Origin of the sequence: Sphingomonas sp. OV641 (genome assembly GCF_900109205.1) — a bacterium.
Lineage (GTDB): Bacteria > Pseudomonadota > Alphaproteobacteria > Sphingomonadales > Sphingomonadaceae > Sphingomonas.
On the sequence record NZ_FNZB01000001.1, the window covers coordinates 1,986,376 to 2,006,475 of the forward strand.

The window sequence follows — 20,100 nt, forward strand, 5'->3', positions numbered from 1 at the left end:
TCGCCGCTTTTGCGGCAATTACGGAGAGGGGTAAATTCAGCCGGCGAACCGGTTCTCCCCCGCGCCAACCTGCGCTATCTGCGCATCATGCTCGACATTCGCCGTATCGATGATCGTATCTCCGTCGCCCCGCAGATTGACCCGGAAGATATCCCCGCGATCAAGGCGGCCGGGTTCGTCGCCATCGTCAACAATCGCCCGGACGGCGAGGAAGATGGCCAGCCCGGCGGCGATGCGATCCGCGCCGCGGCGGAGGATCATGGCCTGTCCTATACCGCGATCCCGATCACCCATGCCGGTTTTTCGATGCCGCAGGTAACCGCGATGATCGACGCGCTGGGTGCCGCGAACGGCCCGGTGCTGGCCTATTGCCGCTCGGGCACGCGCTCCTGCAACCTGTGGGCCTTGTCGCAGGCCGGGCTTGGCGGCGATGCGGACGCGCTGACTGCCAGCGCACTCGGTGCGGGCTATGACATCACGGGCCTGCGCCCGCTGATGGACGCGGTGGCGCCTCCCAAATGATCGGGATCCTGGCGGGCGCGGCGCTCGCCACGGTGATCGCGCTGGGCACTGCGGCCTTCTGGCTGCTGCGACGCGGCGGGGGGAGTCGCCTCCATACGCCCGAAGAGGCAATGCAGGCCGCCGGCGAAGCGCTCACCGGCTTCGTCCCGCTCTCGGCAGCGGTTGGGCGCGATGGACAGGCGGCGCTCGTCTTCGGAGAAGGCCTGCGGGTCGCGGTCGTCAAGATGCGCCGCGCCGAGGCGGCGGCGCGCGAGATCGTCTGGGGCGATGTGCGCGCCACGCGCGAGGGGCTTTTGGTGGCTACCGGGGACTGGCGGCTCGGCACGGTGCTGATCGCGGAAGTCGACAATCTCGATGTCCGCCGCCTCGCACCGCAACTGACCCGCGGCTGATCCGCCCACGCGCCGGATCAGGTCACCAGCCGCTGCAACGCCGCCAGCGTATCCGCCTCCGCCGCCGGCTTGTCCGTCCGGATGCGCGAGATCCGGGGAAAGCGCATCGCCACGCCCGACTTGTGCCGCTTGGACGCGTGGATCGAATCGAACGCCACTTCCAGCACCAGCGTCTTTTCCACCTCGCGTACCGGGCCAAAGCGGTTGAGCGTGTGCGTCCGCACGAACTTGTCGAGTTGCCGCAGCTCCTCGTCAGTGATGCCGGAATAGGCCTTGCCCACCGGCAGCAGCTCGCCGTCCTCGGTCCAGCACCCGAACGTATAATCGCTGTAAAAGGACGATCGCCGCCCGTTGCCGCGCTGCGCATACATCATCACGCAATCGGCGGTCAGCGGATCGCGCTTCCACTTGTACCACAGGCCAGCGCGCCGACCGGGTACATAGGGCGCGTCCCGCCGCTTCAGCATCACGCCTTCGATCGCCGCATCGCGCGCGCCGGCACGGATGCCTTCAAGCTCGGTGAAATCCTCTGCCTCGATCAGCGCGCTGACGTCGAAGCGGTCCGGGTTCAGCCGCTCGGCGAAGAGCTCCAGCCGCGCCCGGCGCTCATGCCACGGCAAAGCGCGCAAATCCTCCGCCCCGTCGAACAAAATGTCGTACAGGCGAACGAAAGCGGGCGCCTCGTCCAGCATCTTGGGCGAAACCACCTTGCGGCCCAGCCGCTGCTGCAGCGCGTTGAAGCTCGCCGCGCCGCCGCCTTCCTCTAGCGTGCCGCCCTGCGCCTCGCCGCGCACCAGTAGCTCGCCATCCACCACGCCATGTTCGGCAAAGGCGGATGCGACATCGGGAAAGGCGCGGGTCACATCATCGCCGGTGCGGCTGTAAAGCCGCGTCTCCCCGGCCAGATGAACGATCTGCACCCGGATGCCGTCCCATTTCCATTCCGCGGCATAATCGGAAAGGTCGACGCGCAGGTCCTCCAGCGGATGCGCCAACATGAAGGGGCGGAACACCGGCACATTGTCCGCCGTCGGCTGCTCGCCGCGCCCCTCGGCCCAGGCGAACAGGCTGGCGTAGGGCGGCTCGATCCCGTGCCACACCTCCTCCACCGCATCCACGTCGATGCCGAACGCATCCGCCAGCGCCTGTTTGGCAAGCCGCGCCGAGACACCGACGCGCAGCGCGCCGGTCGCCATCTTCAGCAGCGCAAAGCGCTCCTCGGCATCCAGCACGTCCAGCATCTGCGCCAGCGCGCCCGGCGCCTCGCTGCGCGACAGGTGCATCAGCCGGTCGATCACCCTCGCTACCGACAGCGGCTCCGGCTTGTCGGGCAGATCCGGCGCCGGCCACAGCAGGGCGATGGTTTCCGCCGAATCGCCTACGAAGTCGCGGCTCATGCGATACAGCACGGGATCAACCCGTTCCTCGATCAGCCCCCGGATCACCGCCGGCTTCACCCCGGCAATGTCGAGGTCGCCCGTCAGCGCCGCCATCGCCCAGCCGCGGTCGGGATCGGGCGTGGTGCGGAGATAGTCTCCGATGAGCTTCAGCTTCGCATTGCGCGAGCGGGTGTAGATCAGCGAGTCGAGTAGCTGCGCGAAGGCGTGCATGGATGGTGCAACGCTTGGCGTGGCCGATGCGCTCCGGCTAGCGAGCATTGATGACTCGCGCGCTCCGCACCACGCTCCTGATCCTGTTGCTGACCGCTATCGCCGGCGTCGGGCTGATCGTTCATGCCTGGCGCGAGGCGCATGGCCCTGCCGTGGTGCGGCGCGGCTCAATCGCACTTCCCGATTGGCCCGCCGGCGCACCGCCGATCACGGTGGCGCTGGCGAGCGACATTCATGTCGGTGGCGGCGCCATGTCGCCCGCGCGGCTCGTGCGGGTGATGGATCAGATCGCGGCCGAACGCCCGGACCTCGCGCTGATCGCCGGTGACTTCATCCATGGGCATGAGGCGCAAACGGCGCACGCGGCGGCGCCGGCGCTCACCCGGGCCTTCCGACGGCTCCGCCCGCCGCTCGGAACGATCGCCGTACTCGGCAATCACGATAATGACAGCGATCCGGCCGGCGTGACGGCCGCGCTTCGCCGCGCCGGCGTCACCGTGCTGGAAAATGCCGCGGTGCGCCGCGGGCCTTTGGCGGTAGGGGGCGTGGGCGACGACTATAGCGGCCATGATCGATTGGCGGAAACGGCGCGGCAGCTACGCGCGCTTCCCGGCGCGCGCCTGCTCCTTACGCACTCCCCGGATCTCGCACCGGAAATGCCCGCTGACATATCGTTGCTGCTCGCCGGGCACACGCATTGCGGCCAGGTGGTCCTGCCGCTGGTTGGCGCCTTATGGATACCGGCGCGCCATGGCCGGCGCTACGCCTGCGGGATCGTCCGAGAGGGGCAGCGAACGGTGGTGGTCGGTGCCGGCCTCGGTACCAGCATGTTGCCGCTGCGGCTGGGCGCGCCACCGGACGTTTGGCTGCTTCGGCTGCACGGCACGCAGCGGCCGGCGCCCCGCGCCAGCCGCTGAGCATATCGGGCGCGCCTCAGGCCTTGCGGCTCGCCTCGAACAGGAACCAGGCACGCTCCTCCGCCTGATCGGTCCATTCGTCCACGATGCCGCTGGTGGCATTGTCCTTCGCCGCATCGGCGGCGTCCTTCACCACGCGGAAGCTTTCCACGAGCTTCAGATTATCATCACGCAATTCGCTCAGCATCTCGCCCGCCGGGACGAAATCGCGATCATTGTCGGTGATCGTCTGGCGACGCGAAATGTCCCCGATCGAACGCAGCGTCACATTGCCCGTCTTGCGCACACGCTCCGCGATGGCGTCGGTCACACCCAGGATCTGCGTCGCCTGATCGTCCAGCAACAGGTGATAATCCCGGAAATGCGGGCCTGAGACATGCCAGTGGAAGTTCTTGGTCTTGAGGTACAGCGCATAGCAATCCGCCAGCGCGGCGTTCAGCGCGTCGGCAACCGATCGGGTGTCGTTGCGGCGCAGATCGGACGGGGTCTTCAGGTCGGGGGCAATATCGGACACGGTTGGGCGCTCCAGAAATTAGGCTTCGTTGCGTTAACGGTTCGATCGCGGAATCGCTCCCAACGCATCCGACCTCCCGCCCAAATTTGGCTCAGATCAGCCGCATCGCTGACAGGCCGATGACGATCCCCGCCACGCCCAGCATAAGCGCGGAGACAAGGCGGATCGCGCGCTGCGGCAGCGCAAGCCATTGGCGTTCCCCCATCAGCGTCGCGGGGATGGTGATCGCCAGCGCACCGATCGTCCCGCCAACCGCCGCCAGCCAGGGCAGCTCGCTCCGCGCGGCGAGCGCCAGGACGATGAACTGCATCCGATCGCCGAAGATCATGATCGCCAGGCCGAGCGTGCTCGTGCCCGGTGCTCCCAGGCGCCATCCCTCCAGCCGGTCGGGCGATCGGGAGCGGATGGTGGTGCTCAGCGCGGCCAGCACCAGGGCGAGCGCCAGTAGCAGCAGGCACGCTTCCTGGGACAACAGCGGGGCAAGGATAATCGCCCCCACCACACCCAGCGTGTAATTGCCGGCGAGCGCGACCGCCGTGGCGCCGATCACGACCGCCGGTACGCGAAACCGGTCGGCGAGAATCGCCGCCAGCCACGGCGTCTTGTCGCCGGCCTGGCATATCGCGCCCAGCACCAGGGCTGCCATCAGCGCGTCCATGGGCGCCGATCAGATCCGGCGTGCGCCGCCCGCCGATCGCAGCGCGGCGAGCACATCCCTGCCTTGTTGTTGCTCACGCATATTCCCCTTATGCAGACGCCATGCGGCACGGGCTACTCGGGCGTCGGTTCGCTCGTGCGGGATCGGCATGAAGGTGCCGTTAAAGCCGCCCTCGGCTTGACTTTCCGACGATGATCCTGCATGCGCCCGCCTCTGAAAGCGGCGCGCCCACGCTCGCCGCTATTTTTTGTTTCGCTTCAAGAACAGGATTCGCGGGTCATGGCAAAGCCGACCACCGTCAAGATCAAGCTCGTCAGCTCGGCTGACACCGGCTTCTTCTATGTCACCAAGAAGAACCCCCGTACCAAGACGGAAAAGCTGAGCTTCAACAAGTATGATCCCGTCGTGCGCAAGCACGTCGAGTTCAAGGAAGCAAAGATCAAGTAATCCGACGTGATCGGCGAACGCGCACGAACTGCGTTCGCCGACGGTATCGGATTGCTCCCTTGCGTCGGCGCCGACGGTGATTCGTGCTCAGTCACGGTCCGCTGAATCGGCCTGACGAACGCAGGCGCTTCACGCGGAACGGCATCAGCCCCGCCTGATCGGACGATCGGGCGGCTGTGGCTATTTGCGCGTCCCGCAGACCACTGGCCCGCCCGCCGCCGCGCGCACGGTACATTTCGCCGGCCCGGTGATGATGACCCTGCCCAACCCGGTCGTGGTGACCTGCGCGGTTTGACGCGCCATTGCCGTGGTTTCACCCAGGCCGTTCAGTTGCACCGTCAAATCTTTCACCGCCAGTTTGGCCGCGTCGATGGTACCGGTTCCGTCGCTGCTCAGCCGCGCCCGATTCGCCTGCCCGGCGACCGTCAGCGCCCCGGAGCCCAGCAGCGATGCGGTGAACTGATCGGCCTCGATCCGGTCGATCGTCAGGCTGCCGGCACCATGGACGGCGACCGCCACCTGCTGCCCGGCCATGCGATTGACGGTGGTGCGCGCCCCGGCGGACACTGCCAGATTGCCTAGGCGCGGCGTGGAAAGGGTGATGATCGCCGCCGCGGCATTGGCCTTGGCGAATCGCTCGCCCCAACCGCCCGAGCCCATCCGAACGGTTAGGGTCGCGCCATTCACCGCGATCGCGACCCGCTCGATCAGGTCGCGATCGCCCTTGATCGTCGCGCCCGGCGAAGCGCCGGTGACGATCCGCACCTCAAAGGGGCCGTCAACGCGTACCCGCTCGAAACTGCCGACGGAGACGACCCGATCCGCCGCGGCCGCTGGCACAGCCGCCAGGAGCAGCAGAAGACATAAAAAGCGCGCGATCATGGCGCGGTCAGTCGCACCAACCACCAGCCGCGCGCAAGGGCTCAGCCGCCGCAGCGCACGTCGCCAGCGCCGACCTTGGTGATCTCGCACTTCGCCTGCGGGCCGAGGTCAACATCGCCCGCTCCCATGATGGCCACTTTGGCGGGTCCGTTCACCACCGCGCGGATGTTGCCAGCACCCGCGATGTTCACATCGGCACTGGCGGCACGCAGCCCCGCCGCCTCCACGTCGCCAGAGCCCGCGATGTTCACCGCCAGCGCATCCGCTTCGCCCGCCGCCTTCGCACTGCCAGAGCCGGCGATCGAAAGCTCAAGCTGGTCGACGCCCACTCGGCCGAGGTCCAGCGTGCCCGAGCCTGCAATGCTGCCGTCGAACTTGGCGCCCTCGATCCGGTCCACCGCGATGTCGCCTGATCCTGCCAGCCGCGCCGCCTCGATGCGCGGCATGGTGACGTAGATCTTTACCGAGCCCGAGCTCCAGTTGATCCCGCTGCCCTGCCGGGTGATCAGCAGACGGTCGCCATCCTTGGCGATCTTCACGCGCGAAAGCACGTCGGGCTCGCCCTCCGCCCGCACGGAAAATCCGGTTCCGACGCGAACGTCCACGTCGTCAGGTCCGCGCTGGTCGATGCTGGAAAAGTCAGCGACGGCATAGCTGCGCTCGTTTCCGCTGCCGGTGCCGGCAATGCTGGGCGTATCGTCATCGCCCGACCAGACGCCACATGCCGCCAACGGGATCAAGAGAGCCAAAGCCGAACCGCGCATAACATCCTCCTGTGTATTGCTACACTAATACACGCAGCGGCGTTCGGCAAGTCTCAGCCGCCGCAGATCGCCCGGCCGCTCCCTGCGCGTCGCACGGTGCAGCGCGCGCCCTTGCCCAATTCGACCACCCCACTGCCGGCCAGCGACACGGTGGCGGGACCATCGACCAGGGCGCGCACGCGGCCCGATCCTGCCGCGGAAACGGTGGCGCTTCTTGCCCGGAGATCAGGCGCGGCGAACCTGCCGGATCCGCTATTGCGCACTGTCAGGCGCTCGGCGCGGCCCGCGGCTGAAATGTCGCCCGATCCGCCGATCGATACCGCCAGGTCGCCCACTGCCACCGTGCCGAGCGACAGGCTGCCCGATCCGCCCACGCTGGCGCGCAGGCTCTCACCCGTCACCCGGTCCACCGTCATCCGGCCGGAGCCCCCGATGCTGGCACTCGCCAGTCGGGGCATGGTGATGCTGACGCGGACCTGCTGATCCGCCGCCGAGCGGTTGTTGCGCCAATTGTTGCGCGGGCGAATGCTGAGCGCGCGCCCTTCGCGATCGATCTTCAGGCGCGCCACCGCCTCTGCCGGCCCGTTGACACGCACCGACCAGGATGGGCCGACCCGCACGTCCACCGTGGCCGAGGTGCCAAGCCCGACACTGTCGAAATCGCCAACGCGATAGATCAGCGCATCCCCCTCCCGCTGCCCGGCGATTTCTTCTGCCTGGGCGCCCGTTGCCGCGACGCCAAGCATGAGGGTGAGCAGATAGGCCGTCGGACGCATGATCATCTCCCTGGTGTATTTGCCGTCTAATACACCTTGCGAACTACAGATGTAAACACAAGAAGGCGACGGGCACGAAAAAGGGGCGGCCCCAGCGGGACCGCCCCTTTTCGATCAGACGATCAGGTGCAGGAGCCAGAAGCTCCCGCGCGGCGTCAGGCCGGCACCTTGTCCTTGTTGTAGATCGCCGCAGCCTGGCGGAGGATCTCGAGGATCTTCTCCTGCGCGGCCGGCTCGTCGATCTGCTCCATCGCGGCAAGCTCACGGGCGAGACGGCTGCAAGCCCCCTCGAAGATCTGCCGCTCGGAATAGCTCTGCTCGGGCTGGTCATCGGCACGGAACAGGTCGCGGACCACTTCGGCGATCGACACGAGGTCGCCCGAGTTGATCTTCGCTTCATATTCCTGCGCGCGGCGCGACCACATGGTGCGCTTGACCTTGGGCTTGCCCTTCAGCGTTTCCATCGCTTCGCGCATCGTCTTGTCCGACGACAGCTTGCGCATCCCCACGCTCTCGGCCTTGTTGGTCGGCACGCGGAGCGTCATTTTTTCCTTTTCGAAGCGCAGCACGTACAGTTCGAGCTGCATGCCGGCAATTTCCTGTTTCTGCAGCTCGATCACACGGCCGACACCGTGCTTCGGGTAAACAACATAATCTCCGACGTCGAAATGCAGCGCCTTGGCAGCCATAGGAACCGGATCCTCCGGGTTGAATCACGCCATCGGCACAACCATACGGACGTTTCCGCCCGCCTGAGCCCATCCATCATGACGTGAAGGGTTAGCGTCTCCAGCGGACGCGCTAGGTCAATGCGTCCGTCGCGGGAGTATATAGCAGAGTTGCAACAATATTACCAGCGCAGATGAGTCAGTATCGCTGGCATATCTGCGCTTTCCCATGGTCGTGCATGGACCATGCGGTTCACTCGGCTGGATCGGCCGGCGGGATCGACATGTATCAGCCATCAGGCTGGCACTGCGCAGCCCGCCGATCAATGGCGGGCTTTACCTATGGAAATGAGGCGGCCGGGCAGCCGCCGCTCAATCCCCGGTGCCGGGTTCGGCGGAGAAATACTTGTCGTACTTGCCTTCCTCGCCCTTGTGCTCGTCGGCATCGGCCGGCGTCTGGTCGAGCTTGCGCGTGACATTGGGCCACTGGCCGGAGAAGGTGGCGTTCAGCTCCAGCCACTGTTCCAGACCGTTTTCCGTATCGGGCAGGATCGCCTCGGCCGGGCATTCGGGCTCGCACACGCCGCAATCGATGCATTCGCTTGGATTGATGACGAGCATGTTCTCGCCCTCATAGAAGCAGTCGACCGGACACACCTCGACGCAATCCATATATTTGCAACGGATGCACGCGTCGGTGACGACATAGGTCATGGCCGGCAAAACTCCTTCGATCGGCAGACTGGGGGCCGCTGCTATTCGGGCCGCCTGCCAGCGTCAATCGCCGTCGCTCTTCTGCGATTCGTTCGCGGCGACCGCGCCTGCTTCCAGATCACGATAGCACAGCCGCGCCTCGGGCGCAGGTCCGCGGCGCTGCGGCAGGGCCTCCACGCGCAGGACGTGCACCGATCCCGCCTTGAAGAAGGTCAGCACATTGCCGATTCGCACCGGCGCATGGGCTCGGTCGACGGGCCGCCCGTTGATGCGCAGCCGCCCGTCCACCGCCATTGCCTGCGCCACCTCGCGCGTTTTGGCGAGTCGCGTGAACCACAAGAAACGGTCCAGGCGCATGCTCGCCTCAGTCAAAGGCCAGCTCCGCCAGCGCGGCAAAGGCGTTGTCGGGTCGCGGCCGCGCCACCTTGGCCGCCGGTCGCCCGCGCCATGCCCAGCGGCCTTCCGTAGCGGGGCGGAAACCCAGTTCCACCATCAGCCGCGCAACCGTCCCCGGCTCCAGCCCGATGGAGGTGGCGAGCGCCGGATCGGGCAGGAAGGGCGCACGCGCACCTTGGCCCTTGGGGCGGGCATCATGCGCCGATCGCGCGATCCGCTCCACCAGGTCGACGCGCACCGCCTGTGCCCCCAGCGGGCGAAAGCCGGCGGCAAGCGTCGCACCGCGCGCGCCGCGCGGCAGCACCGTCGCTCCCTCGCGCGGCGCATCGGGCACCTGCGCGCCCGCCGCCGCTAGCACCGCCTCGCGCCACGCGCGCGCGCGCTGTTTCAGCATTCGGGGATCGAACAGGTCAAGCGCGCCGATCGTCACGCCTGCCTTGCGCAGCCGGTGCCGGTCGTGCGGCGTCAGCGCCTCCACCGCGCCGCGCACCGGCAGCCGCTGCGCCAGCCCGCCGCCAGCCTCGATCGCGGCGGCGACACTGCGCAGCGCGGGCGTGGCCGCCGCATCGCGCGCCATCTCGGCCAGCGTCGCCAGCACGGGAAGCTGTGCCTTCACGGCATCATCCACCCATGCCTGGATTCGCGCAGTCACCGAGCGGCGCAGCGCGGGGTCGAGGCAATCGAGCGCCTCGTCCAGCTGAACGGCGGGCCGCGCCAGCGACCGCCCGCGCACCAGTCGGGCGACCGGATGGTCCTGCCAAATGACGGTGCCGCCGTCGGTCAGCGCGAAGGCCGCATTCTCCGCCTGGCTCAGCGCCTGGCCACGCGTCGCACGCTCGCGCGTCAGCTGCTTTTCCGCCGTCGCCAGCAACAGGCGCTTGTCCGACGCGCGCGCATCGGGCGCCACGACGAAGCGAAAGCCCTGGAGATGCCCGATCGAGTGCGTGTCGATCGTCACTTCGCCCTCGGCGCCGATCTCCACCGGCAGCGCGCCCGCGCCAGCACCGATCTGTTTCATCAGCACGCTGGTTCGCTTGTCTACGAAGCGCTGCGTCAGGCTGGTGTGCAGCGCATCGGACAGCCGCTCCTCCACCGCCATGGTGCGCGCCGCCCAATGCTGCGGATCGGCCAGCCAGTCACCTCGCTGCGCGATATAGGCCCAGGTACGGATCGCGGCGACGCGGCCGGCGATGATCTCCACATCGCCGTCCACCCGGTCGAGCCGCGCCACTTCGTCGGCAAACCATTGGTGCGGCAGATATCCTTCGGAAAGATGCCCGAACACGCGGGCAACGAAGCGGGCATGCGGCTCCACGCCCAGCTTTTGGAAATCGGGAATGCCGCATACCGCCCACAGGCGATCCACCTGCCCGCGCGCCTGTGCCCGGATCGCCGGATCCTCGGCCAGCCGGCGCAGCACGGCAAGGTCGACCGATTCGGGCGCGGCGCGCAACGTCTCATGCTGCGGCGGCGCGCTGAGCGAGGCGAGCAGCGAATCGATGCTCGACAGGTCAGGATCGCCATCGCGCCAGAACATCCAGTCCAGCGTGGGGAAGCGATGCGCCTCGATCGCCAGCACCTCCTCGGGCAGGAACGCTTCCGGCCCCTCCTCCGCCACGGCTCCGAACGTGCCGTCGCGCTGGTGCCGGCCCGCGCGCCCGGCGATCTGCGCCATTTCGGAAATGGTCAGCCGGCGCCGGCGCCGTCCGTCGAACTTGTGCAGCCCGGCGAACGCCACATGCGCCACATCCATGTTGAGGCCCATGCCGATCGCATCGGTCGCGACCAGGTAATCCACCTCGCCCGCCTGAAACATGGCGACCTGCGCATTGCGGGTGCGCGGGGAAAGCGCGCCCATCACCACCGCCGCCCCGCCGCGCAGCCGGCGCAGCATCTCGGCGACGAGATAGACCTCCTCGGCGCTGAAGGCGACGATCGCCGATCGCCGCGGCAGCCGGCTGATCTTCTTCGCCCCGGCATAGGAAAGGTCGGAAAAGCGCGGTCGCTCCACGATCTCCACGCCTGGCACCAGGGATCGGACCACCGGCTTCAGCGCGGCCGAGCCGAGGATCATGGTTTCCTCGCGCCCGCGCGCGTGCAGCAGCCGGTCGGTGAACACGTGCCCCCGCTCCGCGTCTGCGCCAAGCTGCGCCTCGTCGATCCCGACAAAGGCGACGTCGCGATCCACCGGCATGCTTTCGGCCGTGCACAGGAACCAGCGCGCGTCCTTCGGAACGATCCGCTCCTCGCCGGTGATCAGCGCGACGCGGTTCGCGCCCTTCATGGCCACCACGCGATCATAGACCTCCCGTGCCAGCAGCCGCAGGGGAAAGCCGATCATTCCCGATGAATGCGCGACCATCCGCTCGACCGCGAGGTGGGTCTTGCCGGTATTGGTCGGCCCCAGAACCGCTGTGACGCGGGCATTGTCGTGGCGAGCCATGGTGGGGACAACATCGGGCGACAGCCGCCGCGAATCAACCATTCCCTTCCGGCGCAGGTGCCGAACGGTTCGGCGCAACGCGGCCGCTAAGCCGCCGGGTTAATTTGACTTTAGGGTCTTGCCGCCACAACGCTCGGGCCTGCGCCGGGGGTGGATCGGCGAATTGTTGCGTTTGGGAGCGCTCATACTCGCCGTGTTCTTGCGAGAGCAGCCTGGGTTGGAACTGGCCGGTGGCGCGGGTGCGCGCGGGTTCGGCCGTGCCGTCGCGCCGACGCGCAATCTGTCCTGGCGCGATCATCTGCGCAGCACGCTTCATGAGGTGGAGTGGGTTCCCGATCTCGGCGCCCGCATCGGCAGCGGCACGTGGTGGCGCGGCCTTGCCACGTGCACCGGCCTGATTGCCGCCGCATTGCTGACCGCGCCGGGCATTCAGCCGATCCCGGGCTTCATCACCACCACCATGACCTCGGCGGAGCGGGAGGAAGCGCGCACGCTCTCCATCGCGCCGCTCGGCCTTGGCGCTTCCACCGGCCGGCGCATGGCCGCCAACGATCTGGTCCGTCCTTTGGCCGAGACGCCGGAGCGGCCGATCATCGAACTCACCGCAACGCTGGGCAGCGGCGACAGCTTCGGCGCGGCGCTGCAACGCGCTGGTGTCGGCCGTAGCGATGCGGCGCGCGTTGCGGATCTGGTCGCGGGCGAGGTGGCGCTGGGCGATCTGAAGCCGGGCACCGTGCTCGACCTGACGCTTGGCCGTCGGCACGATCGCCGCGCCGCCCGGCCGCTGGAAAAGATCGCCTTTCGCGCGCGCTTCGATCTCAACCTCGCCGTGCATCGCCAGGGTGACGGGCTGACGCTGGAGCGGCGCCCGATCGCCATTGATCGCACGCCGCTGCGCATCCAGGGGCTGGTCGGCTCCAGCCTTTACCGCTCGGCCCGCGCCGCCGGCGCGCCCGCCAAGCTGGTCGAAGCCTATATCAAGACCATCGCCGCCCGCACCTCGATCGGCGCGATCGACGCGAGCGACCGGTTCGACATCATCGCCGATCACGCCCGCGCCGCGACCGGAGAGGTTCAGGTCGGACAGCTGCAATATGCCGGGCTGGATCAGGGCCGAAAGAAGCTGCGCCTCGTCCGCTGGGAGGATGGCGACGGCAATGGCGGCCAGTTCTGGGATGCCAACGGCCAGTCCGAGCGCCGCGGCTTCATGGGCATGCCGGTCGCCGGTCGCGTCTCCTCCACTTACGGCATGCGCCGCCATCCGCTGCTCGGCTTCCTGCGCATGCACAAGGGGATGGATCTCGCCGCCCCGCACGGCTCGCCGATCTACGCTCCCATTGAGGGCCGCGTGGTGATGGCCGGCCGCAACCGCGGCTATGGCAATTTCGTGAAGCTCAATCACTCGGGCGGCGTCTCGAGCGGCTATGGCCATATGAGCCGCATCGCCGTGCGCCCGGGCCAGTCGGTGTCGCGCGGCCAGGTGATTGGCTATGTCGGCTCCACCGGCCTGTCCACCGGCCCGCACCTTCATTGGGAAGTGTGGAAGAACGGCAAGACGGTAAACCCGCGTTCCATCTCCCTGTCGAGCGTCGCGACACTCTCCGGCCAAAAACTGCGCGCGTTCAAGGCAAAGGTTGCGAACCTGCTGGCGGTACCAGCGGCGAACTGACGCGCGGGCGCAAGCGCGCCTGCCCGCACCGCCAGACGTAGCGCTGACGCCGCCCAGTCCCGTCATTCCCGCGAAGGCGGGAATCCATAAACGCAGCGCCCGCTTCTCTCGTGAGGTCCATAGTTTATGGATCCCCGCCTCCACGGGGATGACGATGGAGAGAGTGGCAGAAGTCGCCCAATAGCGGACGAAGAAGAACGTGCTACGCTACAGCTATGACCATAGAAGCCATGCTCATTGCCGGGGTTGTTGTCGGGTTGCTGATCGGGCTTTTCTCGCCGAACGGGCGCGTTGGCTGCACCATCCTATGGATCGTCCCTATCGCCATGATCGCTTACGTCGCCTTCTGGCAATGGCAGCATCCTGAAAGTTTGCGTTCGACCAGCGCGCTGGATTTCATGTTTGGACCCCTGTGGCCCAGCCTCGGTGCGAGCGCGGGCTACGTGGTTGGTGGCGGCCTGCGCTTTCTCGTTCGCCGCTCAACGGGGACGGGCAGCTAACCTCCCGATCGCGGTTATCCGGAAATCAGTAATCCTCTCCCGAGAATCCCGCTACACCGCCTGCCCGGCCGCCCAGCCGCTCGCCCAGGCCCATTGAAAGTTATATCCGCCCAGCCAGCCGGTAACGTCCACCGCCTCGCCGATCACGTGCAGCCCCGGCACTCGCCGCGCCTCCATCGTCTGCGACGACAGGTCCGCGGTAGATACCCCGCCCACCGTCACCTCGGCCTTGGCGAATCCCTCGCTGCCGTTCGGCTCAAACCGCCACGCCGCCAGCCGCTGCTCCGCGGCGGCGAGCTTCGCATCAGGCAGGTTCGCCAGCTCGCCGCCGACGCCCAGCTGCTGCGCCAGCGCGTCGGCCAGCCGCTGCGGCATCGCGCCCGCCAGCAGCTTCGTCACCCCCGCACGCGGCGTCGCGCGCTTGGCGGCGCGTAGCCACCCCTCGTCATGCCCCGGCAGCAGATCCACCGTGATCGGCTCGCCATGCCGCCAGTATGAGGACACCTGCAGCACCGCCGGCCCGGAAAGCCCGCGATGCGTGAACAGCATCGCCTCGCGAAACTGCGCCTTGTTGCTGCGGGCTACCACCTCGGTCGCGACCCCCGCCAGCGCGCGGAACGGATCCTCCCCACTGAGCGTCAGCGGCACCAGCGCCGGCCGCGGCTCCACCACTTTCAACCCAAAGCGCCGTGCCAGATCGTAAGCGAAGCCGGTTGCCCCCATCTTGGGGATCGAAGGCCCGCCCGTCGCGATCACCAGCGCCGCCGCGCTGGCTTCCCGGCCGCCATAGGTCACGCGAAACCGCCCGTCGGCGTGATCGACCGCACCGATCGCCTGCCCCAACGCGATATCGACATGCCCTTTGTCGCATTCGTCCAGCAGCATGGCGACGATCTGCCGCGCGGAGCCATCGCAGAACAACTGCCCCAGCGTCTTCTCATGCCACGCGATGCCGTAGCGCTCGACCAGCGCCAGGAAGTCTGCCGGCGTGTACCGGGCGAGCGCGGAGCGCGCGAAATGCGGATTGGCCGACAGGAACCGGTCGGGCGCGGTGCCGATGTTGGTGAAATTGCACCGCCCGCCGCCGGAGATCAGGATCTTCTTGCCGGCCTTTTCGGCATGATCGATCACCAGCACGCGCCGCCCGCGCTGCCCCGCCACGGCGGCGCACATCAGCCCCGCCGCGCCGGCGCCCAGCACGATTGCGTCATAGTCGGTCATGGGAGGGGCCTTCAGGCTCTGCCGGCATGTCGCTCAGGCCGGTATGGACGGAATGGCGATACAGCCTAGTGCAGCTTGGCGATCGACAGCCCGTCCTTCTTCGCCTGCTCCTTCACCGATTCCTCGCTTCGGGTCAGCGCCTTGGCAATCGCCTTCAGCGCCATGCCTTTCTTGGCGAGCGTGTGCAGCTTCTGGATCTCGTCCGGGCGCCAGGGCTGGCGATGTCGTTCAAAGCGTTCGGCCATGGGACCTCCTACCCTATCCCATGCATCATCGTCATCCCCGCGAAGGCGGGGATCCATAAACGCTAGCGTGGCGACTCTTGCGAAGACATGCGCGTCTGGATTCCCGCCTCCGCGGGAATGACGGCAGTGGACTGATCACCGCTCGCGCGTCGCCGCGAACCGCACCTTGGAGTAGCGATCGGCGATATAGCCCACTTCCCAAGCGCTCTTGGCGAGGAACACCGGGTTGCCGTCGCGATCCTTGGCCAGCGCGCCACGGTTCAGGTCCATGAAGTCCTTCAGCGCCGCGGGGTCCTCCGCGGAAATCCAGCGCGCGGTGTCGAACGGCGACGCCTCCAGATTCGCGCCCACCTTATATTCCGCCTCCAGCCGCGACAGCAGAACGTCGAGCTGCAGCTGCCCGACCACGCCGATGATCCAGTTCGACCCGATCTCCGGATAGAACACCTGGATCACGCCTTCTTCGGACAGATCGTCCAGCGCCTTGCGCAGCTGCTTCGTCTTGGTCGGATCCTTCAGCGCCACGCGCCGCAGGATTTCCGGCGCGAAGTTCGGCAGGCCAGTGATCCGGACCCCGGGCCGCTCGCTCAGCGTATCGCCGACCCGCAACGTACCATGATTGGGGATGCCGATGATGTCGCCCGGAAACGCCTCGTCAGCGATCTCGCGGTCCTGCGCGAAGAACAGGATCGGCGAATGCACCGCGATGGGCTTGCCATGGCCGGTCGGCGTCAGCTTCATGCCGCGCTTGAACGTGCCCGAGCACAGCCGCATGAACGCGATCCGGTCGCGATGCTGCGGATCCATGTTCGCCTGCACCTTGAAGACGAAGCCGGTCACGTCCTTCTCGCCCGGATCGACGGGCGCCGGCTCGGCCGGCTGCGGGCGCGGCGGCGGCGCATAAGCGGCCAGCGCCGCGATCAGCTCCGCCGGGCCGAAATCCTTCAGCGCCGACCCGAAATAGACCGGCGTCAGGTCGCCGGCGCGATAGGCTTCACCGTCGAATGCGGCATAGCCGGCCTGCGCGAGCTCGATCTCCTCGGCGACCTGCTCCGGCAGCGCGGGCGCTTCCTCGGTCCGGCCCTGGAAGGTGCGGCTGTCGCCATCGGGGCGGCTGATGCGATTGGTCTTGAGATCCAATATGCCCTCGAACGTGCCGCCCATGCCCACCGGCCAGCTCATCGGGCACACGTCCAGCGCCAGCACGTCGGCGATCTCGTCCAGCAGCTCGAACGGAGAGCGCCCCTCGCGGTCCACCTTGTTGACAAAGGTGATGATCGGCACGTTGCGAAGTCGGCACACCTCGAACAGCTTGCGCGTCTGCGCCTCGATGCCGCGGGCCGCGTCGATCACCATGACGGCGGAATCGACCGCGGTTAGCGTGCGGTACGTGTCCTCGCTGAAATCCTCGTGGCCCGGCGTATCGAGCAGGTTGAAGAACACGCCGTCCTTCTCGAACGTCATCACGGAGGACGTGACGGAGATGCCGCGCTGCTGCTCGATCTTCATCCAGTCGGATCGGGCACGCCGGTTCTGCCCGCGTGCCTTCACCTCGCCCGCCAGGTGGATCGCGCCGCCGACGTACAGCAGCTTCTCGGTCAGCGTCGTCTTGCCGGCGTCAGGGTGCGAGATGATCGCAAAGGTACGGCGGGGGGATGGCATGTCAGGTCTCTAGTGAAAAATCGGGACGGCGTCACAATCCCCGTCGGTGCTGAGCTTGTCGAAGCACGTGCCCCAATCGGTGCCGTGTGTGACGCGCCCTTTGACAAGCTTGGGACGAACGGGTGAGAGTTAAGCGCTAGCTCCGGGGCGTGGCGCGCCCGGCGATATAATCACTTACCGCCGCAAAGGTAGCGTCCAATGTGTCGAACGCTTCCTCGCGCTCGAACAGGTCGCCGACACGCGACGGCAACGAGGGGCTGAGGCCCGTCGCACGCTCCACCGCTTCCGGAAATTTCGCCGGGTGCGCCGTCGCCAGCGTCACCATCGGCACGTCCAACTTCTGCCGCCGCGCCGCGGCCAGCGCGATCGCCGTGTGCGGATCGATCGTCTCATTGGCATGTTCGTGCGCCCAGCGCATCGCGCCGGCCATGCCATCGCCACCGACGCTGGCGCTGATCAGGTGAGTCGCCGCGCCGCTGTGCTGCGCTTCCGTCAGCCGCATCGCCTTGCTCGCCTCGAAGCCGCTCATCTGCCCCGCCAGCGCCACGCCGTCACGCCCGCCAAGGTCGAACAGCAGCCGCTCGAAGTTGGAAGACACCTGAATGTCCATCGACGGGGTGGCGGTCGGCACGACCTCAGCCGAGGAATAATCCCCGGCGGACAGCGCACGATGAAGGATGTCGTTGACGTTGGTGGCGACCACCAGCCGCGCCACCGGCAGCCCCATCTTGGCCGCGACATAACCGGCGAACACGTCACCGAAATTGCCGGTCGGCACGCTGAACGCGATCTCGCGCTCCGGTGCGCCCAGCCGGACGGCGGCGTAGAAATAATACACCACCTGCGCCATCAGGCGGGCCCAGTTGATCGAGTTCACCGCGCTCAGGCGGAAACGGCGTGAGAATGCCGCATCGTTGAACATCGCTTTCACCAGCGCCTGCGCCGTGTCGAAATCGCCGCGGATTGCGATATTGTGGACGTTCGGCGCGCGCACCGTCGTCATCTGCCGCCGCTGCACCTCGCTCACCCGCCCGGCGGGATGGAGCATGAAGATGTCGATGTTCGCGCGGCCCGCCACCGCATCGATCGCGGCGGAGCCGGTGTCGCCGCTGGTCGCGCCAACGATCGTCAGCGGCCCCTCACTGTCGCCGGTCAGGAACCGTTCGAACAGCAGGCCCAGCAGCTGCAGCGCCACGTCCTTGAACGCCAGCGTCGGGCCGTGGAACAATTCAAGCAGCCATTGATCATGATCGAGCTGCTTCAGCGGCGTGACGGCGGCATGCGCGAACCGCCCGTACGCCTGCTCACACAGCGCGCGCAGCTCCTCACGGCTCAGCGCCTCGCCCACGAAGGGCGCCATCACCGCCACCGCCGTGTCGACATAGGACAGGCCGGCCATGCCAGCGATCTCATCACGCGACAGCGTCGGCCACGTCTCCGGCACATAGAGCCCGCCGTCCGACGCGAGCCCGGTCAGCGTCGCGCCGCGAAAATCGAGGGTCGGGGCGGCTCCACGGGTGCTGATATAGCGCATGGACGTGCCGGTTAGCTGCGCCGCCCGCCGGATACAACCACGCCTGGCTATCGCGCACCAAAGCCGGCCTTGATCACGCGGCAAATCCGGCCCGATCGCCCCGATGCGCCTCCAAGTCGAAGGCCAGGGCATCACGCCGAGGCAGCAACACCGCTCTTCCATTTGCACCCGGCACGCAAAGCACGCCTGCGGGGATGTAGAGCGCTCAGGTGGCGAGCTCCCCGGACGACGCGCGCAAGCTTCGCACCACCCACTTCGTCATGCCGGCCTTGTCCCGGCATCCAGGGTGCCGCAAACTCACCCGCCGTTGGGTTCGCGGGCCAGTGGATCCCGGCACAAGGCCAGGATGACGCAGCTCCTGTGGCAGCCAGAGAGTTTCGCAAAGGCCTCACACAAGATACGGGTGGAGGGCGGCGCGCGGTGTTTACTGTCGCAGTACTTGGGCCAGCGCCTCGACCCTGAGGTGAAGTCAAAATAAAACGAGGTCGCCGGCCCACTCCCCTTCGCGTCGAGCATGTCCCCCGAGCCGAAAGCGCTCCCCCGCGCTACAGCACGGCCTGCTCAAGAATAAACGCCCTCAGCGCCCCATTCGCCGCCGCAGCGCCACGACATAGATCACGCCGGCCAGCCCCGCGAAAAACAGCCATTGCCCGGCATAGGCCAGGTGATTGTTGGGCACGAGGCCGACATCGGGCCGCGTATTGGCCGCCAGCCCCGCTGCCGGCGTGTCAGCCACCAGCAGCATTTCCTGCGGCACGCGGCGGAACAGGCGGGAGATCATCGGCGTCGCATCGGGCGCGTGGCTGATCCAGCCGCGCACCGCCCCGCCCGTCCAGCGCACTTCCTTGAACGGATCGCGCGTCGTGCCAAGCTGCACCTTGATCGCCGGTCCGCCCGCGTCCGTCCGGCATTCGGCGATCAGGCGATAGCCAGCGCTGCCCGCCCCGGCCCGGCTGATGCCCTTCACCTCGCGACACAGGGCCGCGCTGCGGCGGAACAGCAGGCGATCGTCCGGTGCCCTCGGAAAGGCGACCGGCGGCTGCGCCGGATTGGCGGCAAGCTGCGCCAGCTGCGCTTCCTTCTCGGGCAGGCGCACCAGCCCCTGCCACAGCCCCAACGTGATCATCACGGCCACGGCCACGACCACCAGGATCGTCGGCAGAACGGGAATGCGCTTCATCGGCGGATCCGGCCTTCCGCGGCGCGGTTGCGATATTCCAGTGCGAGCAGCCAGCCCTTTGCGACGCGCAGGCTCAGCAGCACGCCGCCCAGCGTCACCGGTGTCCAGATCAGCATGTGAAGCCACAGAGGCGGCGAGACGCTCAGCTCCAGCGCGATCGCGCCGATCGTCACCAGCGTGCCGAGGATGAGCGTCAGGAACGCGGCCGGCCCGTCGCCGACATTGAAGGCCGCGATGTCGAGCCCGCAGGCGCGGCATCGGTCGGCGAACCGGATCCACCCGGCAAACAGGTCGGGGGCGCCGCAGCGCGGGCACAAACCCTTTACCCCGCAATCGAAAGGACGCGGCTCCCCCTTGTGGAGAGCCGCGCCCGTCTCGTCAGTCAC

General features: G+C 67.5%; 22 protein-coding genes. 6 read left to right on the forward strand and 16 right to left on the reverse strand.

Annotated features, from left to right (window positions below; all coding sequences use genetic code 11):
* The first annotated feature begins 87 nt into the window (after positions 1–87).
* Together BMX36_RS09460 and BMX36_RS09465 are read left to right on the forward strand one after the other, a co-directional pair.
* Entirely contained in the window at positions 88–522 is a 435-nt protein-coding gene (locus tag BMX36_RS09460) for a protein tyrosine phosphatase family protein (RefSeq protein WP_093064675.1), read from the forward strand.
* Positions 519–914 carry a hypothetical protein gene (locus BMX36_RS09465; RefSeq protein WP_093064677.1) on the forward strand — a complete coding sequence of 132 codons (396 nt, stop codon included), beginning with the start codon at positions 519–521 and terminating at the stop codon, positions 912–914. The genes BMX36_RS09460 and BMX36_RS09465 overlap by 4 nt, the downstream gene beginning before the upstream one ends.
* A 17-nt stretch (positions 915–931) precedes the next feature.
* On the opposite strand, the gene BMX36_RS09470 is transcribed toward BMX36_RS09465, so the two are convergent.
* Complete coding sequence (locus tag BMX36_RS09470; RefSeq protein ID WP_093064679.1) at positions 932–2,524, reverse strand: cisplatin damage response ATP-dependent DNA ligase; 1,593 nt, start codon at positions 2,522–2,524, stop codon at positions 932–934.
* Between the two features lie 50 nt (positions 2,525–2,574).
* Here BMX36_RS09470 and BMX36_RS09475 point away from each other — a divergent pair, with 50 nt between their 5' ends.
* On the forward strand, positions 2,575–3,441 hold the full coding sequence (locus BMX36_RS09475; protein WP_093064681.1) for a metallophosphoesterase: 867 nt from the start codon (positions 2,575–2,577) through the stop codon (positions 3,439–3,441).
* Between the two features lie 16 nt (positions 3,442–3,457).
* Here BMX36_RS09475 and BMX36_RS09480 read toward each other — a convergent pair whose 3' ends face one another.
* Positions 3,458–3,955 (reverse strand): Dps family protein, encoded by a 498-nt coding sequence (locus BMX36_RS09480; RefSeq protein WP_093064683.1) that lies wholly within the window; start codon positions 3,953–3,955, stop codon positions 3,458–3,460.
* 91 nt (positions 3,956–4,046) lie between these two features.
* On the reverse strand, positions 4,047–4,601 hold the full coding sequence (locus tag BMX36_RS09485) for a TMEM165/GDT1 family protein (RefSeq protein ID WP_256210713.1): 555 nt from the start codon (positions 4,599–4,601) through the stop codon (positions 4,047–4,049).
* A 291-nt stretch (positions 4,602–4,892) separates the two neighbouring features.
* Here BMX36_RS09485 and rpmG point away from each other — a divergent pair, with 291 nt between their 5' ends.
* Positions 4,893–5,060: a 50S ribosomal protein L33 gene (gene rpmG, locus BMX36_RS09490; RefSeq protein ID WP_007407030.1), complete on the forward strand. Its 168-nt coding sequence runs from the start codon at positions 4,893–4,895 to the stop codon at positions 5,058–5,060.
* 180 nt (positions 5,061–5,240) lie between these two features.
* Here the strand turns inward: rpmG and BMX36_RS09495 are convergent, their stop codons facing one another.
* The 7 genes from BMX36_RS09495 to BMX36_RS09525 all read right to left on the reverse strand — a co-directional run bounded on the left by BMX36_RS09495 (position 5,241) and on the right by BMX36_RS09525 (position 11,703).
* Positions 5,241–5,942: a GIN domain-containing protein gene (locus BMX36_RS09495; protein WP_093064687.1), complete on the reverse strand. Its 702-nt coding sequence runs from the start codon at positions 5,940–5,942 to the stop codon at positions 5,241–5,243.
* A 41-nt stretch (positions 5,943–5,983) separates the two neighbouring features.
* Positions 5,984–6,706 carry a head GIN domain-containing protein gene (locus tag BMX36_RS09500; RefSeq protein ID WP_093064689.1) on the reverse strand — a complete coding sequence of 241 codons (723 nt, stop codon included), beginning with the start codon at positions 6,704–6,706 and terminating at the stop codon, positions 5,984–5,986.
* Positions 6,707–6,759: 53 nt separating this feature from the next.
* Positions 6,760–7,482 (reverse strand): GIN domain-containing protein, encoded by a 723-nt coding sequence (locus tag BMX36_RS09505; protein ID WP_177179076.1) that lies wholly within the window; start codon positions 7,480–7,482, stop codon positions 6,760–6,762.
* A 155-nt stretch (positions 7,483–7,637) separates the two neighbouring features.
* The gene (locus BMX36_RS09510) at positions 7,638–8,171 is read right to left on the reverse strand and encodes a CarD family transcriptional regulator (protein WP_066777570.1); all 534 of its coding nucleotides are present in this window, start codon (positions 8,169–8,171) and stop codon (positions 7,638–7,640) included.
* A gap of 351 nt (positions 8,172–8,522) precedes the next feature.
* Positions 8,523–8,864 carry a ferredoxin FdxA gene (gene fdxA, locus BMX36_RS09515; RefSeq protein ID WP_066777567.1) on the reverse strand — a complete coding sequence of 114 codons (342 nt, stop codon included), beginning with the start codon at positions 8,862–8,864 and terminating at the stop codon, positions 8,523–8,525.
* Between the two features lie 63 nt (positions 8,865–8,927).
* Positions 8,928–9,221, reverse strand: a complete 294-nt coding sequence (locus tag BMX36_RS09520) for an RNA-binding S4 domain-containing protein (RefSeq protein WP_066777564.1) — start codon at positions 9,219–9,221, stop codon at positions 8,928–8,930.
* A gap of 7 nt (positions 9,222–9,228) precedes the next feature.
* Positions 9,229–11,703 carry a helicase-related protein gene (locus BMX36_RS09525; RefSeq protein WP_093065457.1) on the reverse strand — a complete coding sequence of 825 codons (2,475 nt, stop codon included), beginning with the start codon at positions 11,701–11,703 and terminating at the stop codon, positions 9,229–9,231.
* 217 nt (positions 11,704–11,920) lie between these two features.
* Between BMX36_RS09525 and BMX36_RS09530 the strand changes: the two genes are divergently transcribed.
* Both BMX36_RS09530 and BMX36_RS09535 read left to right on the forward strand, forming a co-directional pair.
* Complete coding sequence (locus BMX36_RS09530) at positions 11,921–13,372, forward strand: peptidoglycan DD-metalloendopeptidase family protein (RefSeq protein WP_371262842.1); 1,452 nt, start codon at positions 11,921–11,923, stop codon at positions 13,370–13,372.
* 215 nt (positions 13,373–13,587) lie between these two features.
* On the forward strand, positions 13,588–13,872 hold the full coding sequence (locus BMX36_RS09535) for a hypothetical protein (protein WP_066777554.1): 285 nt from the start codon (positions 13,588–13,590) through the stop codon (positions 13,870–13,872).
* Positions 13,873–13,923: 51 nt separating this feature from the next.
* Here BMX36_RS09535 and BMX36_RS09540 read toward each other — a convergent pair whose 3' ends face one another.
* The 6 genes from BMX36_RS09540 to BMX36_RS09565 form a co-directional block, all read right to left on the reverse strand.
* A complete protein-coding gene (locus BMX36_RS09540; RefSeq protein WP_177179077.1) occupies positions 13,924–15,093 on the reverse strand; it encodes a BaiN/RdsA family NAD(P)/FAD-dependent oxidoreductase in 1,170 nt (389 codons plus the stop codon).
* Positions 15,094–15,158: 65 nt separating this feature from the next.
* A complete protein-coding gene (locus tag BMX36_RS09545; RefSeq protein WP_066778880.1) occupies positions 15,159–15,338 on the reverse strand; it encodes a hypothetical protein in 180 nt (59 codons plus the stop codon).
* Between the two features lie 135 nt (positions 15,339–15,473).
* On the reverse strand, positions 15,474–17,000 hold the full coding sequence (locus BMX36_RS09550; protein WP_093064697.1) for a peptide chain release factor 3: 1,527 nt from the start codon (positions 16,998–17,000) through the stop codon (positions 15,474–15,476).
* Between the two features lie 136 nt (positions 17,001–17,136).
* Positions 17,137–18,534 carry a threonine synthase gene (gene thrC, locus BMX36_RS09555; RefSeq protein WP_093064699.1) on the reverse strand — a complete coding sequence of 466 codons (1,398 nt, stop codon included), beginning with the start codon at positions 18,532–18,534 and terminating at the stop codon, positions 17,137–17,139.
* Positions 18,535–19,111: 577 nt separating this feature from the next.
* Positions 19,112–19,714 carry an SURF1 family cytochrome oxidase biogenesis protein gene (locus BMX36_RS09560; RefSeq protein WP_093064701.1) on the reverse strand — a complete coding sequence of 201 codons (603 nt, stop codon included), beginning with the start codon at positions 19,712–19,714 and terminating at the stop codon, positions 19,112–19,114.
* The gene (locus BMX36_RS09565; RefSeq protein ID WP_177179078.1) at positions 19,711–20,100 is read right to left on the reverse strand and encodes a DUF983 domain-containing protein; all 390 of its coding nucleotides are present in this window, start codon (positions 20,098–20,100) and stop codon (positions 19,711–19,713) included. The genes BMX36_RS09560 and BMX36_RS09565 overlap by 4 nt, the downstream gene beginning before the upstream one ends.

Bases quoted from the DNA above. Each gene is read 5' to 3' on its own strand.
- BMX36_RS09495 (WP_093064687.1), bottom strand. From the start codon at position 5,942: ATGATCGCGCGCTTTTTATGTCTTCTGCTGCTCCTGGCGGCTGTGCCA.
- BMX36_RS09540 (WP_177179077.1), bottom strand. From the start codon at position 15,093: ATGACCGACTATGACGCAATCGTGCTGGGCGCCGGCGCGGCGGGGCTG.
- rpmG (WP_007407030.1), top strand. From the start codon at position 4,893: ATGGCAAAGCCGACCACCGTCAAGATCAAGCTCGTCAGCTCGGCTGAC.
- BMX36_RS09500 (WP_093064689.1), bottom strand. From the start codon at position 6,706: ATGCGCGGTTCGGCTTTGGCTCTCTTGATCCCGTTGGCGGCATGTGGC.
- BMX36_RS09470 (WP_093064679.1), bottom strand. From the start codon at position 2,524: ATGCACGCCTTCGCGCAGCTACTCGACTCGCTGATCTACACCCGCTCG.
- BMX36_RS09505 (WP_177179076.1), bottom strand. From the start codon at position 7,482: ATGCGTCCGACGGCCTATCTGCTCACCCTCATGCTTGGCGTCGCGGCA.
- BMX36_RS09535 (WP_066777554.1), top strand. From the start codon at position 13,588: ATGACCATAGAAGCCATGCTCATTGCCGGGGTTGTTGTCGGGTTGCTG.
- thrC (WP_093064699.1), bottom strand. From the start codon at position 18,534: ATGCGCTATATCAGCACCCGTGGAGCCGCCCCGACCCTCGATTTTCGC.
- BMX36_RS09550 (WP_093064697.1), bottom strand. From the start codon at position 17,000: ATGCCATCCCCCCGCCGTACCTTTGCGATCATCTCGCACCCTGACGCC.
- BMX36_RS09460 (WP_093064675.1), top strand. From the start codon at position 88: ATGCTCGACATTCGCCGTATCGATGATCGTATCTCCGTCGCCCCGCAG.
- BMX36_RS09560 (WP_093064701.1), bottom strand. From the start codon at position 19,714: ATGAAGCGCATTCCCGTTCTGCCGACGATCCTGGTGGTCGTGGCCGTG.
- BMX36_RS09520 (WP_066777564.1), bottom strand. From the start codon at position 9,221: ATGCGCCTGGACCGTTTCTTGTGGTTCACGCGACTCGCCAAAACGCGC.
- BMX36_RS09545 (WP_066778880.1), bottom strand. From the start codon at position 15,338: ATGGCCGAACGCTTTGAACGACATCGCCAGCCCTGGCGCCCGGACGAG.
- fdxA (WP_066777567.1), bottom strand. From the start codon at position 8,864: ATGACCTATGTCGTCACCGACGCGTGCATCCGTTGCAAATATATGGAT.
- BMX36_RS09475 (WP_093064681.1), top strand. From the start codon at position 2,575: ATGACTCGCGCGCTCCGCACCACGCTCCTGATCCTGTTGCTGACCGCT.
- BMX36_RS09510 (WP_066777570.1), bottom strand. From the start codon at position 8,171: ATGGCTGCCAAGGCGCTGCATTTCGACGTCGGAGATTATGTTGTTTAC.
- BMX36_RS09525 (WP_093065457.1), bottom strand. From the start codon at position 11,703: ATGGCTCGCCACGACAATGCCCGCGTCACAGCGGTTCTGGGGCCGACC.
- BMX36_RS09485 (WP_256210713.1), bottom strand. From the start codon at position 4,601: ATGGCAGCCCTGGTGCTGGGCGCGATATGCCAGGCCGGCGACAAGACG.
- BMX36_RS09465 (WP_093064677.1), top strand. From the start codon at position 519: ATGATCGGGATCCTGGCGGGCGCGGCGCTCGCCACGGTGATCGCGCTG.